A 13,540-nucleotide genomic window follows, 5' to 3' on the forward strand; every position below is an offset into this window, starting at 1 on the left:
GCAGCGCCTGGCCGCGCGCGAGTGCATCCGTCGGGCCGAGCAGCGCGAGCGCGGCGTCGAAATCGCGGCCGCCGTCGTCGAATGCGCCGCGCCGGATGCGCGTCGAGCCGCGTGCGATCAGCACGTCCGCGCGCAGGCGCGCATCGGTTTGCGTGGCCGCCTGCGCGAGCACGTCGTCGAGCGCCGCTTCGGCGCGGTCGAGCCGGCCCGCGCGCAGGTCGACCTGGGCGAGGCGCCATGCGAGCTGCGCCGGCTGGGCGGCGAGCTGCGGCGACGCGCCGAGGATCTCGCGCGCGGTATCGAGTTCGTTCGCGAGCATCGCCGCGCGTGCACGCTGCAGCGTTTCGTCGAGTGCCGCATCGGCTTCGCGCGCGGGCAGCGGCGTGCGTCGACCGAGCGCGGCGAGCAACAGGTCGCTCGCACCGCGAGCGGCCTCGATCGCGTCCCGCGCGGCGAAGCTGACCGGGATCGCGATGCCGTGCTCCGGTTCCGCCGCGAGCTCGACCCGCCAGCCGCCGGCATCGTGGTGCGCGCGGCCACGTACGAGGTAGCGCGCCGCGGTCGCTTCGCGCACGCCGGCTTCGGCGCGGTCGCTGTTCGATGCGGCCAGCAGGCCGAGTACGTTTTCGCTCGGCGGCACGGCAAGGCCGGCCTGGCGCAGGCGCTCGGCGACGAGATCCATCGCGCCGAGGCGTACCCACGCGTCCTCGCGCAAGCCATCGACCTGCAGCGGCAGCACGACGAGCGCTTCGCCGCCGACGATGCCGTGTGCGGCGACCGGCGGCGCAGGGCGTCGCGCGAGCATGAATGCGGCGGCGAATGCGAGCGCGACGAGAGCGACGAGCGCGACCGCGACTGGGACGGCGGGACGGCCGCGTCGCCGCGGCGCGCCGCGCTCCGGCATGCGCGCGAGTTCGGGCGATACCGCGCGCGCGTCGGGCGCGTCGCCTTCGATTTCGCGCGTGTCGGCGACCCAGCGATAGCCGAACCCCGCGATCGTGCGGATCGTGCGCTGGCCGTTGCCGTCGTCGCCGACCGCGCGGCGCGCGCGCAGCACGATCTGGCCGAGCTGCGCATCCGAGACGTTCGAGCGACCGAACACCGCGGCGACGAGCTCGTCGCGCCCGACCGCGCGATCGCGGTGCGCGATGAGGTGCTCGATGCATTCGAACGTGCGCCGCGGCAGCGTCACGCGACGCGTGCCGCGCCAGAGCTCGCGCGCCGACGGCAGGAAGCGATAGTCGCCGAATTCGAAACACGTCGCGCTCATCCGCCGAGGTTAGCGCGCGTCGCGCGGGCTGACGAGGCGCGCGTGCGGGCGGGCGCGCGACCCCGATGTCCGGACCGTTCGCCGGATGGCGTTTCCCGGTATCCCGCGATCATCCGAGGCGCATATGCATCCGTGCTTCTTCCGCCGCTTCACACGGCCGACCCTCGCGACGGCGCTGTGCACCGTCTGCCTCGTTGCGACCGCGCCGGCCGGCGCGGCAACCCGGACATGGCCCGGAGTCCCGCCCTGCGCGACGACGCTGCAGGCGTGCATCGACGGTGCCGATGCCGGCGACATCGTCGAAGTCGCCGACGACGGGCCGATCGGCGAATCGCTCGAGATCTTCGGCAAGAGCCTGACCTTGCGCGCGGCGTCCGGGTTCTCGCCCGTGCTGCAGGCGGGCGCGTTCACGGACGTGATCGATGCGTTCGGCGCGGACACGCCCGTCACGATCGTGATCGAGGGCCTGACCGTCCGCGACGGCACGATCACGGCCTACCAGGGCGGCAGCGGCGCGTTCGGCGTGACGATCCGCGGCAACGTCGTCGAAGCGGGCGGGCTCGACGCCAATCTCACGGCAATCCGCGTCAGCACGTTCGGCGCTTCGCCGACGGGCCCGGTGAACTTCGCAATCCTCGACAACGACATCCGCCTCGGCTTCCTCGGCGGTGACGACATCGCGGCGATCGGCATCGATGACCTGCCCGGGCCGACGGTCGGCACGATCGAGCGCAACACGATCGGCGAAGGCGGGCCGTCGAGCACGTACGGCGCGATCCGCGCGCGCAACGCCACGGGCAATGCCGACGTGCTGCTGCGAAACAACCGCATCGCCGCGCCAGGCTACAACGGCGGCGTCGTGCTCGTGCAGGATGGCGCAGGCGGCACGCTCGATGCGCGCGTGCTCAACAACCTCGTGACGGGGACGATCGACTTCACCGGCCCGCAGCCCGGCGCGATCTCGCTTCTCGCGAACACGGGCATTCTTCACGCCGAGGTGTTCGGCAACACGCTCGTCGGCAACGAAACCGGCTTCATCGCGAGCGCCGGCGGCGGCGCGAGCCTCACCGGCACGCTGGCCAACACGCTCGTCGCGGACAACACGTCGCGCGGCGTCATCATCGGCGTCGCCGCAGGCGGCGATTTCGCGAACGAGCACAACCTCGTATTCGGTAACGGCACCGACGACTTCACGCCGGGCCCAGGGACCGTCGGGGCCGATCCCTCGTTCGTCGGCACGGGCGACTTCCACCTGCGCGCCGACTCGCCCGCGCGCGACGCGGGCAACACGGCACTCGCCGCGGACATCCCGCTCGATCTCGACGGTTCGGCGCGCGTCGTCGGCGCCGCGGTCGACATCGGCGCGTGGGAGATCGGCGACACGATCTTCGCCAACGGCTTCGACATGTGAGGCTGGCCCGAACGCAAACGGCCCGCAGAGGCGGGCCGTTTGCGCATGCTTCTCGTCGAGACTTCGGCCGAGGAGGGCCGCGTGGAGCCTCGGATCGCGAGCCGCCGAGCTACATCGACGACCCCGCTCCCGACACGGCGATCACGGACGATCGCATCCCGCGCGGCTTCACGCCTCGAACAATCCGCGCATCTTCTTCATCGCGTTCGCCTCGATCTGGCGGATGCGCTCGGCGGACACGCCGTACTCGTCGGCGAGTTCCTGCAAGGTCGCCTTCTCGCCGTCCCTGAGCCAGCGGCGCTGGATGATGTCGCGCGAACGCGCATCCAGGCGCAGCAGGCCGCGCTGCAGCGTATCGAGGCTCGATTCCTCTTCCGACGCGCTTTCGACGAGGCCGTACGGATCGGCCGCATGATCGATCAGGAACGCGGCCGGTGCGGGCTTCTCGTCGTCGTCGGCATCGACCGGCGAATCGAACGCGACGTCGCGGCCGTTGAGGCGCGCTTCCATCTCGAGCACGGTCGCGGCCGGCACGCCGAGCTCGCGCGCGACCGTGTTGACCTCTTCCGAATTCATCCAGCCGAGGCGCTTCTTCGACTTGCGCAGGTTGAAGAACAGCTTGCGCTGCGCCTTCGTCGTCGCGACCTTGACGATGCGCCAGTTGCGCAGGATGAACTCGTGCATCTCGGCGCGGATCCAGTGCACCGCGAACGAGACCAGGCGCACGCCATGGTCCGGGTCGAAGCGCTTCACCGCCTTCATGAGGCCGATGTTGCCTTCCTGGATGAGATCGCCGACCTGCAGGCCGTAACCCGAATAGCCGCGCGCGACGTGCACGACGAAGCGCAGGTGCGACAGCACCATCTGCTTGGCGGCGTCGAGATCGTTGTTCTCGTTGAAACGGCGCGCGAGATCCTGCTCCTCGTCCTGACTCAGCATCGGGATCTGGTGGACCGCATTGACATACGCGTCGAGGCTTCCGACTGCACTCGGCAGCACCGGGAACTGGTTGGCGACCAAGGTATTGCTCATTCGTCTGGACTCCTCACTGCTATCCACTTTAGCACTCGACTCCTTTGAGTGCTAAGTACGGCCAGAGTTCCGAGCCGGAGATCCCGCCGGCCCATTACTGAACTTGCCGGTATTGTACTCGGAAGTTTTCTAAATAGCGTTAGCGGCAGCGAAACAGTGTGTCCCACGCGGAAATGCTAACCCTCTGATTTCCATGAACCAGTGGCGAAGGTCATTAGCCCCGGCGGCTCGCCTACCCCCGCCATGCCTGCGTGCCCGTGCGGGCGGTGCGCGCGACGCACTTGCCGCCGCTTCGCCCGGCCGCCAAAGGCAAGCGCTTCAATCTTTCCGCTCGCCTTCCCACGAGTGCGAGGGCGACGCGGTTTCGAGTTCCGCCCGCGGCGGCAGCCGCCAGTCGATCGGCGACTGGCCGCGCTGGCGCAGGTACGCGTTCGCGCGCGAAAAGTGGCCACAGCCGATGAAGCCGCGATGGGCCGACAACGGCGATGGGTGCGGCGCCTTGAGCACGAGGTGGCGCGCCCGATCGATGAGGCGTCCCTTGGCCTGCGCGTAGCTGCCCCAGAGCAGGAAGACGAGGCCTTCGCGCTCGCGGTTGAGCGCGTCGACGCAGGTGTCGGTGAAGTCTTCCCAACCCTTGTTCTGGTGCGAGCCGGCGAGGCCGCGTTCGACCGTGAGCACCGCGTTGAGCAGCAGCACGCCTTGTTGCGCCCACGGCACGAGGCAACCGTGGTCGGGACGCGGGATGCCCAGGTCGCGCTGGATCTCCTTGAAGATGTTGTCGAGCGACGGCGGCGGCGGCACGCCCGGCGGCACCGAGAAGCAGAGCCCGTGCGCCTGACCCGGGCCGTGGTACGGATCCTGGCCGAGGATGACGACCTTGACCCGCTCGAACGGCGTCGTGTCGAGCGCCGCGAAGATCAGCGGACCGGGCGGATAGATGATCTTGCCCGCGCGCTTTTCCGCGCGCAGGAATTCCGCCAGCGCGAGCATCTGCGGTCGCTCGAACGCGGCGCCGACGTGCGCCTTCCACGACGGCTCGAGCCGGACCCGGTCCCCGCTCACGCCGATGCGCCCGCCTGTTCCCGCACGCGGCGCGCGACGCGCAACTGGAACTGCAGCTTGTTGACGAGCAGGCGTTCCTCGATCGGCTTGTGCACGAGGTCGTTCGCGCCCGCCCGCAACAAGCTCGCCTGGTTGGCGGGGTTGTCGTCGCCGGTCATCACGAGCACCGGCAACTCGCCCTTCGCGTAGCCGAACTGGCTGCGGATCCGCTCGAGCAGGTCGCCGCCGCTGAGTTCGCCCTTGAGGTTGACGTCGGTGAGCACGAGGTCGGTGCCCGGGCGCTTGCCTTGCGCGCGCGCCGTCTCGAGCAGGGCGAGCGCATCCTCGACGCTGACGACGTGGGAGACCGTGAAGCCGCACTTCTCCATCATGCGCCGCGTCGCGAGCGCGACGACGCGGCTGTCCTCGACGTAGAGCACGTTGCCTTCGATCTGTTCGGCGGGCTTGACGTAGCCGCGGATGAACGCGGCGAGCGCGTCGAAGCCGAGCGCCTTGTCGAAGTAGTCGGTCACGTGGCTCGACAGCGTGCGCGCGACGAGGCGCTCCTGCACGTCGCCGGAAACGACGATGATCGGGATGTACGCCTGGTTGCCACTCTCGCGCACGATGCGCGCGAGTTCGAGGCCGTCCATGTCGGGCAGGCGCAACGCGGTCGTGACGAGGTCGATCACGCCGTCGGCGAGGTGGCGCTGGGCTTCGGCGCCGCTGCCGCAGCCGATCACGACCGCGCTCGGCAATTCCGCCTTGAGCACGCGTTCGATGAGCTGGCGCACCACGCGCGAACCGTCGACGACGAGCACGCGCGGTGCGTCGCTCGAGATGTGGCGGGTCAGCGAGACGTCGGCGCTCATGCCGGGCGCCCCGCGGCGAGATGGCGCGCGGTCGCGATCCACGCGCCGCACCAGCCGAGCAATGCGCTCGCGCCCGCGACCGCCGCGGCGACGCCGGCGCCGAGGCCGTGCAGCGCGAAGCGGTGCGCGTAGCTGTCGACGAGTCGCGCGACCGGCTCGGCCAGCGCGAGTTCGACCACGACGACGACGAGCAGCGCGAGCACCGCGCCGAACAGGCCGTACCAGATGCCGGCGTAAAGGAACGGGCGGCGCACGAAGCCGTTGCTCGCGCCGATCATCTGCATCACCGAAATCTCCGCCGACCTCGCCTGGATGTCCATGCGTACCGTATTGCCGATCACGAGCAGGGTCGCCAGCGCAAGCAGCACCGCGACCACCGCGACGACGCGCTCGCCGAAATGGAGGATTCCACTCAGCTTGCGCCGCCACGCGGCGTCATACTGCACCAGATCGACGCGCGTGTCCGCCTGCATCGCCGCAACGAGCGGCGGATCCTCGGCGGCGCCGCTCTCGCGCGGCGTGACGACGAGCACGCTCGGCAGCGGGTTCGACTGCAGCGCGTCGAGCGCGTCGCCGAATCCGGACAGCTGGCGGAACTCGGCCAGCCCCTGCTCCGGTGTGCGCAGCAGCACCGCAGCGACGTCGTCGCGCCGGCGCAGCTCGTCGGAGAACGCTTCGGCACGACGCTCGTCGAGCCCCGGCTGCAGGAACAACGTGACTTCGCGCGCCTCGCGCAGGCCGCCCGAGAGCTCGCGCGCGTTGTCGAACACGAGCCAGAACAGCAGCGGCAGTGCGATCGCGAAGCCGAGCACGAGCACGGTGAGCAGGGTAGCCCAGCGTCGCGCGGCGAGGCGACCGAGGCTCGAGAAGAAGCTGTAGAGATGCTGGTCGCGCCAGGCGAGGAGGCGTTCGCCGAGCGGCGCGCGCGGCCCGCGCGGTTCGGCTCCCTTCTTCGCGGGCGGCGCTGCGCGGCGCTCGGCCTGGACGCTCATGCGGCGCGCACCGGTCGGTAGTCGTCGACGAGGCGGCCGTGGTCGAGCACGAGCACGCGCTTCTGCATGCGCTTGAGCAGGAGCAGGTCGTGGCTCGCGATGAGCACGGTGGTGCCGACCGCGCCGAACTCGGCGAACAGGTTCATGATCTCGAGCGAGAGTTGCGGATCGAGGTTGCCGGTAGGCTCGTCGGCGATGATCAGCGGCGGCTTGGCGACGATCGCGCGCGCGATGCCGACGCGCTGCTGTTCGCCGGTCGAGAGCGCGAGCGGCGACGCCTTCTCGCGCGCGAGCAGGCCGACCTTGTCGAGCGACGCGCGCACGCGCTTGGCGATCTCCTCGCGCGACGTGCCCGCGATCAGCAGCGGCAATGCGACATTGTCGAACACGCTGCGGTCGGTCAGCAGCCGATGGTCCTGGAACACCATGCCGATGCCGCGCCGATGCTGCGGGATGCCGCGCCGCCGCACGCGCCCGAGCTCGCGATGGTTGACCGTGACGTAGCCGCGCGTCGGCCGCTCGGCGAGGCTCACGAGCTTGAGCAGCGTGCTCTTGCCCGCGCCGGAATGCCCGGTCACGAACGCCATCTCGCCGGCTTCGATCTCGAAACTGACCTCGGCGAGCGCGTCGAGCCCGGTGAGGTAGCGCTTGCTGACGTTGTCGAAGCGGATCATGCGGGGAGCCGCGATGGGAGACCGGTGATTCGGGACGACCCGAGCTGCGCGGATTGTATAGGCTGTGCTTCGGTTTGCGATCCCATCGACCCCCGCCCGACGCACACCCGGATCACCCGTCGCCGATCACGCCGTTCCGATCGGCCGTCACGGCTACTTCACCATCTGGTTGAGATTGAAGATCGGCAGCAGGATCGCCAGCACGATGAACAGCACGATCGCGCCGACGGCGAGGATCACCGCGGGGCCGAGCACCGCGGTCAGCGCGGTCAGCCAGCGGTCGAGCTCGCGTTGCTGCTGCGCGGCGGCCTCCTCGAGCATGCGCGGCAGCTCGCCCGAACGCTCGCCGCTCGCGATCAGGCGCAGCGCGACCGGCGGGAACTGGCCGCTTTCGCCGAGCGCGCGCGAGAACGCGCCGCCTTCGCGCACCTTGATCGCGGCGCGCTTGAGCGCCTCGCGCATCGGCAGGTTCGACACGACCTGCGCGGCGATGCCGAGCGCGTCGAGCAGCGGTACCGCGCTGCCCGCGAGCAGCGCGAGCGTGCGCGTCGCGCGCGCGGTGTTCGCCGCGCGCACGAGCCGGCCGACCAGCGGCAGCCGCAGCTGCCATGCGTGCCAACGCGCGCGCGCCGCGTCGGCGCGCAGTGCGACGCGGGCCGCGACGACGAGCGCGAGCAGCGCGAGCAGGATCAACCAGCCCCAGCCGCGCAGGAACGCCGACAGCGCGATCAACGCGCGCGTCGCGAGCGGCAGCGCCTGGTGCAGGTTCTGGAACACGCCGACGATCTGCGGCACGACCCAGGTGAGCAGGCCGGCGACCACCGCGACCGCGACGAGCGTGAGCAGCAGCGGGTAGGCGAGCGCGGCGAGGATCTTCTGGCCGAGCGCGTCGCGCGCCTCGGCGTAGTCGGCGAGCTTCTCGAGCACGCCGTCGAGCCGGCCCGACTGCTCGCCCGCGGCGACGCTCGCGCGGAAGATGTCGGGGAATGCGTCCGGGAACTCGGCCATCGCCTGGGCGAGACTCGCGCCTTCCATCACGCGCGCGCGCAGCGACACCGTGAGCGCGCGCTGGCGCTCGTTCTCGGCCTGCTCGGACAGCGCGCCGAGCGCCTCGTCGATCGGCAGGCCCGCGCCGATCAGGGTCGCGAGCTGGCGCGTGAGCAGCGCGAGCTGCGCGCCCGTCAGCGCGCGCCGCCAGCGCACACCCCCGGGGGCCGTGACGCCTTCGCGCACTTCGTCGACGCTGAGCGGATTGAGCCCGCGCTCGCGCAGCTGGCCGCGCACCGCGCGCGCGGTGTCGCCCTGCAGCACGCCGCGCCGGGTCTTGCCGTCGGCGTCGAGCGCCTGGTACGCGAATGCGGGCATCGGGCTGCGGTTCCGTACGACGGGTCGGTGTTTGCCTGGCGGAGATTAAACCGACTGCGGTCGGTTTCGCGACGACCACGCCACTCGCGCTCGCGGCGCGCGCGGCGCCTACTCCTCGCGCGTCACGCGCAGCACTTCCTCGGTCGAGGTGATGCCGGCGACGCACTTGCGCCAGCCGTCGTCGAGGATCGAGGCCGAGCGCGTGCGCGCGTGGCGTTCGAGTTCGGCTTCGGACGCGCCTTCGTGCACGAGGCGGCGCAGCGTATCGTCGAGCGCGACGAGTTCGTAGATGCCGGTGCGCCCCTTGTAGCCACCCGCACGGCCGTGTGCGGCGAGGTCGGCGCGCGGGCGATACAGGGTCACTTCCAGGTCCGCGGGTTTGCCGAAGGCGGCGAGCTCGGCCGGCGTCGCGAGGTATGCCTCGCGCGTGGCCGGGTCGAGCACGCGCACGAGGCGCTGCGCGAGCACGCCGATCAGCGACGACGACAGCAGGAACGGCTCTACGCCCATGTCGCGCAGGCGGGTGACGGCGCCGATCGCCGAGTTCGTGTGCAAGGTCGACAGCACGAGGTGGCCGGTCAGGGACGCCTGCACCGCCACCTCGGCGGTCTCGAGGTCGCGGATCTCGCCGACCATGACGACGTCCGGGTCCTGGCGCAGGATCGCGCGCAGGCCGCGCGCGAACGTCATGTCGACGCGCGTGTTGACCTGGGTCTGGCCGACGCCGTCGATGTAGTACTCGATCGGATCCTCGACCGTCATGATGTTGCGCGACGCATCGTTGAGCTTGAGCAGCGCGCCGTACAGCGTCGTCGTCTTGCCCGAGCCGGTCGGGCCGGTCACGAGCAGGATGCCGTGCGGGCGCGCGATGAGGTCCTCGAGCTTCGCGCGCGCGGCATCGTCCATGCCGAGCTGGGCGAGGTCGAGCTTGCCCGCCTGCTTGTCGAGCAGGCGCAGCACGACGCGCTCGCCGCGCCCCGCGGGGATCGTCGACACGCGCACGTCGACGGGCCGGCCCGCGATGCGCAGGCCGATGCGGCCGTCCTGGGGCAAGCGTCGTTCGGCGATGTCGAGCTTGGCCATCACCTTGATGCGGCTGACGACCGCGCTCGCGATCGCCTTCTGCGGGCTCAGCACTTCGCGCAGCACGCCGTCGATGCGGAAGCGCACGACGAGGCGGTTCTCGTACGGCTCTATGTGGATGTCGGACGCGCCTTCCTTGACCGCTTCGGTCAGCAGCGCGTTGATGAGGCGGATGATCGGCGCGTCGTCGTCGCTCTCGAGCAGGTCCTCGGGCTCGGGCAGTTCGTCGGCGAGCGCTTTCAGGTCCATGCGCTCGTCGAGGTCGGACACCATCGTGCGCGCGTCGTCGCCCTGTTCGTACAGCTCGCGCAGCAGGCGGTCGAAATCCTTCTCGGCGAAGGTCGTGAAGGCGAGCGGCGCGCGCAGGTGACGGCGCAGCTCGGCGAGCGCGTCGTTGCGCACGCCCGCGCGACACGCGATCTGCGCAGTGCCGTCGGCCCAGCCGGTGAGCGCGACGCCGTGCCGGCGCGCGTAGCCGAACGACGGCCGCGCCGGGCGCGCCGCTTCGCTCACCGCGCGCGCTCCGCAGCGGGCTGCGGGTCGGCGACGCCGGGGCGGCCGTCGAGGCTCGGGCTGGCGAGGAAGTCGTGCACTTCGGGCAGCATCGGGCGCTCCGAGCGCGGCGTGATCGGCCAGTCCTGCTGGCGCATCTGCAGCTGCTCGGTGCGCATGTAGTTGTACTTCTCGCTCGACACCGCGGCCTCGGTCGCCGCGTCGCGCAGGATCTTCGGGTGCAGGAACACCATGAGGTCCTTCTTGCTGCGGTCGTTGGTGCGGTAGCGGAACAGGTTGCCGAGCAGCGGGATGTCGCCGAGCGCGGGCACCTTCTGCACGTTGTCCTTGGCCTGGTCGTCGATGAGGCCGCCGAGGACGAGCAGTGCGTCGTCCTTGACCAGCACGCTCGTGGTGAGCTCGCGCTTGTTCGTGACGAGGTCGACCGCGCCGCTCACGCTCGGCGCGATCGAGGACACTTCCTGGTGGATGTCCAGGCGCACCGACTCGCCCTCGTTGATCTGCGGCTTCACCTTGAGCACGAGGCCGACGTCCTTGCGCTCGATCGTCTGGAACGGGTTCGTGATGCCCGCGTTGGTCGTGCCGGTCGCGGTCGCCTGCACCGCATTGGTCGAATACTGGCCGGTGAGGAACGGCACTTCCTGCGCGACCTTGATCTCGGCTTCCTGGTTGTCGAGCGTGAGCACGGACGGCGTCGACAGGATGTTCGACTTGCCGTCGCCGCGCAGCGCGGTGACGAGCGCGCCGAGCTGGAAGATCGTGTTGCGGCCGATCGTGACCGTGCCGTCGATGTAACCGAGGTTGAGGCCGTTGCCGACGCCGAGCGGGTTCTGCGCCGCGGCAATGATGTTGTTGCCGGGCGACGTGCCAGTGAAATTGGTGCCGCCGATCACGTGCTGGCCGTCCTTGCCGAGCGGCATCTGCCACTGCACGCCGAGTTCGCTCGCGGTCTGGTCGGCGACCTCGGCGATGACCGCCTCGATCAGCACCTGGTTGCGGCGGATGTCGAGCTGGCGCACGACCTGGGCGAGCGAACGGAAGATCGCGGGCGGCGCACTGATGATCAGCGCGTTGGTTTCCGCATGCGCCTGGATCGTCGCCGGCGAAGCGCCCGCGGCGGAGCCGCCGTCGCCCTTCGCCGCGGTCGGCGGCGCGATGCCCGTCAAGGTCGCGGCGACACCCTGCAGGATCGGCACGAGGTCCTTCGCGTTCGCGTAGTGCAGGTAGATCACCTGCGTGTCGCCGCCGTTGTCGACCGGCGTATCGAGGTGCGCGATCAGCGCGCGCATCTTGAGGCGGCCGTTCTTCGCACCCGCGAGCAAAATCGAATTGGTGCGCGTGTCGGCGAACACGCGCGCGTTGTCGCCGTTCGCCTGCGCGCCCTTGTCGTCGCCGAGCATCGTCAATGTGCGCGCGAGCTCGGCCGCGTTCGCATGGCGCAGCGGGATCATCTCGACTTCGGCGTCGGACACGGTGTCGATGCGACGGATGATGTCGGCGAGGCGCTGCACGTTGCCGGCGCGATCGGACACGACGAGCGAATTGGAGCTCGCGTGGGCAACGAGTTGGCCACCCTGCGGCATCAGCGGCCGCAGGATCGGCACGAGCTCGGCCGCGGAGACGTGCTTGACCGGCACGATCTCGGTCACCAGCTCGTCGGCCGCGCGCGCGCCGAGGCCGTTGACGCCGGTCGAGCCGTCCTGCTGCGCGACCGTCTCCGGCACGATCTTGATCATGCTGCCCGCGGGCACCGCGGCGAAGCCGTGCACGCGCAGCACCGACAGGAACACGTCGTAGATCTCGTCCGGCTTCATCGGCCGCGCCGACACGACCGTGACCTTGCCTTCCACGTTCGGGCCGATGATGAAGTTCTTGCCGGTGATCTCGCTGACGGTCGCGATCAGCGCCTGGATGTCGGCGTCCTTGAGGTTGAGCGTGTGGCGCCCGTCGGCGGTCGTGGTGTGGCCGGGCGCCTGTGCGGCCGCGCCGGGCACGGTCTGCGCGGAAGCGGACAGCGCGGCGAGGACGCCGGCGATCGCCGGCACGAGGAATCGACGCATCACGAAGGGTTCCTTGTTGGGAGGCGCAAATGGGTTCACGCAGGGCTTCATCGCAGTCCGACCGTGATCTCGGTCGGCTTGCCCGCGCGCAGCACGGTCACGCGCACCGACGCCGCGCTGCCGACCGTCGACATGATCTGCTGGCCGCGTTCGATCGAATCGACCGGCATGCCGTTGACCGCGGTGACGACGTCGCCCTGCTGGAAGCCGAGCTGGTTGAGCAGGGCCGTGTCCGTGCCGGTCGACACGCGCACCCCCGCGAGATGCCCGTCGGCCAGCACCGGCACCACCTGCACCCGCCGGGCGAGTTCGGTCGGGTTCTGGCGCAGGCGCTCGACTTCGTCCTGCAGGCCTTTCGCGGCGCGCACGTTCTGCGCGGCGGCGTTCGCGGTCGACGCGCCCGTGCGCGCGCCACGGCCGCTGGCGCCGCGCGTCGATGCCGCAGGCGCGACGGTCGAGTCGCGCGGCAGCGGCAGCGTCTCCTCCTGGCCGTCACGCGTGACGACGACGTGGTCGGCGTAGACGCGTACGAGCTTCACGCCGGGACTCACCTCCTCTCCGACGCGCCAGCTGCGCTCGCCCTTGCCTGCATCCGCGATCACGGCGATGCCCGCCATCGGATCGGCGTCGGCGAGCGTGCCGCGCAGGATCAGCGACGTCGTGCTCGGTCCGCTCGCGGGCAGCGGCGTGTTGCCGAACAGGTGCCATTGCGCGACGGAACGCGTGCGGGTGGCGTCCGGGGCGGTGGCCGTCGGCGGCGTGTCCACGCGCACGTCGGCGCCCGCCGGCAGGAATGCCCATGCCAGCCGCACGAGCAGCCAGGCGAAGAGCCCCGCCAGCAGCGCGCAGCACGCCATCGCCGCGAGTTCGGCGGCGCGGCTGCGATCGGTGGCGAGACGGAACGAGGACATCGTGCAAGGAGCCCGGGCGCTTCGGCGTGCAAGCGTAGCAAACGCGCATGCGGCCGGGTGGACGCGCCGCGATCCCACGCGGCGCGCGACCGTGCTCGCGGCGACGGCATCCCAGGGAGCCGCCGCCGTGCCGCTCAGCGCGCGGTGAACATGCGCATGATGCGGCGGAAGAAGCCCGGTTTCGGTGGATGCGACGCGGCCGGTGCGGAGGCCGATGCCGCCGCGGCCGCGTGCGGATGCGGCTTGCGCTCGACGATGCGCTGCGGCGCCGGGCCGCTGCGCTCGCCGCGCGCCGTGGGCGCGCCGCGCTGGGCGG

12 protein-coding genes are annotated in these 13,540 nt (G+C 70.8%); 1 reads left to right on the top strand and 11 read right to left on the bottom strand.

The genetic code is table 11. The features are described from left to right. Positions 1–1,270: winged helix-turn-helix domain-containing protein (locus VI238_RS14235; protein ID WP_331652494.1), on the bottom strand; the 1,270-nt coding region annotated here is incomplete at its 3' end. A gap of 124 nt (positions 1,271–1,394) precedes the next feature. Here VI238_RS14235 and VI238_RS14240 point away from each other — a divergent pair. Continuing rightward, entirely contained in the window at positions 1,395–2,681 is a 1,287-nt protein-coding gene (locus tag VI238_RS14240; RefSeq protein WP_331652496.1) for a choice-of-anchor Q domain-containing protein, read from the top strand. A 168-nt stretch (positions 2,682–2,849) separates the two neighbouring features. On the opposite strand, the gene rpoH is transcribed toward VI238_RS14240, so the two are convergent. From rpoH to VI238_RS14290, 10 genes are all read right to left on the bottom strand, one after another. Beyond that, positions 2,850–3,713, bottom strand: coding sequence for an RNA polymerase sigma factor RpoH (gene rpoH, locus VI238_RS14245; protein ID WP_331652498.1), 864 nt, complete (start codon positions 3,711–3,713; stop codon positions 2,850–2,852). 318 nt (positions 3,714–4,031) lie between these two features. Next, entirely contained in the window at positions 4,032–4,775 is a 744-nt protein-coding gene (gene ung / locus VI238_RS14250; protein ID WP_331652500.1) for a uracil-DNA glycosylase, read from the bottom strand. Further along, positions 4,772–5,626 (bottom strand): response regulator, encoded by an 855-nt coding sequence (locus VI238_RS14255; RefSeq protein WP_331652502.1) that lies wholly within the window; start codon positions 5,624–5,626, stop codon positions 4,772–4,774. The genes ung and VI238_RS14255 overlap by 4 nt, the downstream gene beginning before the upstream one ends. Then, the gene (ftsX, locus tag VI238_RS14260; protein WP_331652504.1) at positions 5,623–6,618 is read right to left on the bottom strand and encodes a permease-like cell division protein FtsX; all 996 of its coding nucleotides are present in this window, start codon (positions 6,616–6,618) and stop codon (positions 5,623–5,625) included. The genes VI238_RS14255 and ftsX overlap by 4 nt, the downstream gene beginning before the upstream one ends. Beyond that, positions 6,615–7,292 carry a cell division ATP-binding protein FtsE gene (gene ftsE / locus VI238_RS14265; protein WP_331652506.1) on the bottom strand — a complete coding sequence of 226 codons (678 nt, stop codon included), beginning with the start codon at positions 7,290–7,292 and terminating at the stop codon, positions 6,615–6,617. The genes ftsX and ftsE overlap by 4 nt, the downstream gene beginning before the upstream one ends. 153 nt (positions 7,293–7,445) lie before the next feature. Then, positions 7,446–8,657, bottom strand: a complete 1,212-nt coding sequence (gspF, locus tag VI238_RS14270) for a type II secretion system inner membrane protein GspF (protein ID WP_331652508.1) — start codon at positions 8,655–8,657, stop codon at positions 7,446–7,448. Positions 8,658–8,765: 108 nt separating this feature from the next. Beyond that, on the bottom strand, positions 8,766–10,253 hold the full coding sequence (gspE, locus tag VI238_RS14275) for a type II secretion system ATPase GspE (protein ID WP_331652510.1): 1,488 nt from the start codon (positions 10,251–10,253) through the stop codon (positions 8,766–8,768). Then, a complete protein-coding gene (gene gspD, locus VI238_RS14280; RefSeq protein WP_331652516.1) occupies positions 10,250–12,313 on the bottom strand; it encodes a type II secretion system secretin GspD in 2,064 nt (687 codons plus the stop codon). Before gspD ends, gspE begins: the two co-directional genes overlap by 4 nt. Before the next feature lie 47 nt (positions 12,314–12,360). Then, a complete protein-coding gene (locus VI238_RS14285; protein WP_331652512.1) occupies positions 12,361–13,224 on the bottom strand; it encodes a type II secretion system protein N in 864 nt (287 codons plus the stop codon). A 134-nt stretch (positions 13,225–13,358) separates the two neighbouring features. Then, on the bottom strand, positions 13,359–13,540 hold a 182-nt coding region (locus tag VI238_RS14290), incomplete at its 5' end, for a hypothetical protein (protein WP_331652514.1).

Source organism: Dokdonella sp. (genome assembly GCF_036518555.1).
In the GTDB taxonomy this organism is placed as follows: domain Bacteria; phylum Pseudomonadota; class Gammaproteobacteria; order Xanthomonadales; family Rhodanobacteraceae; genus Dokdonella_A.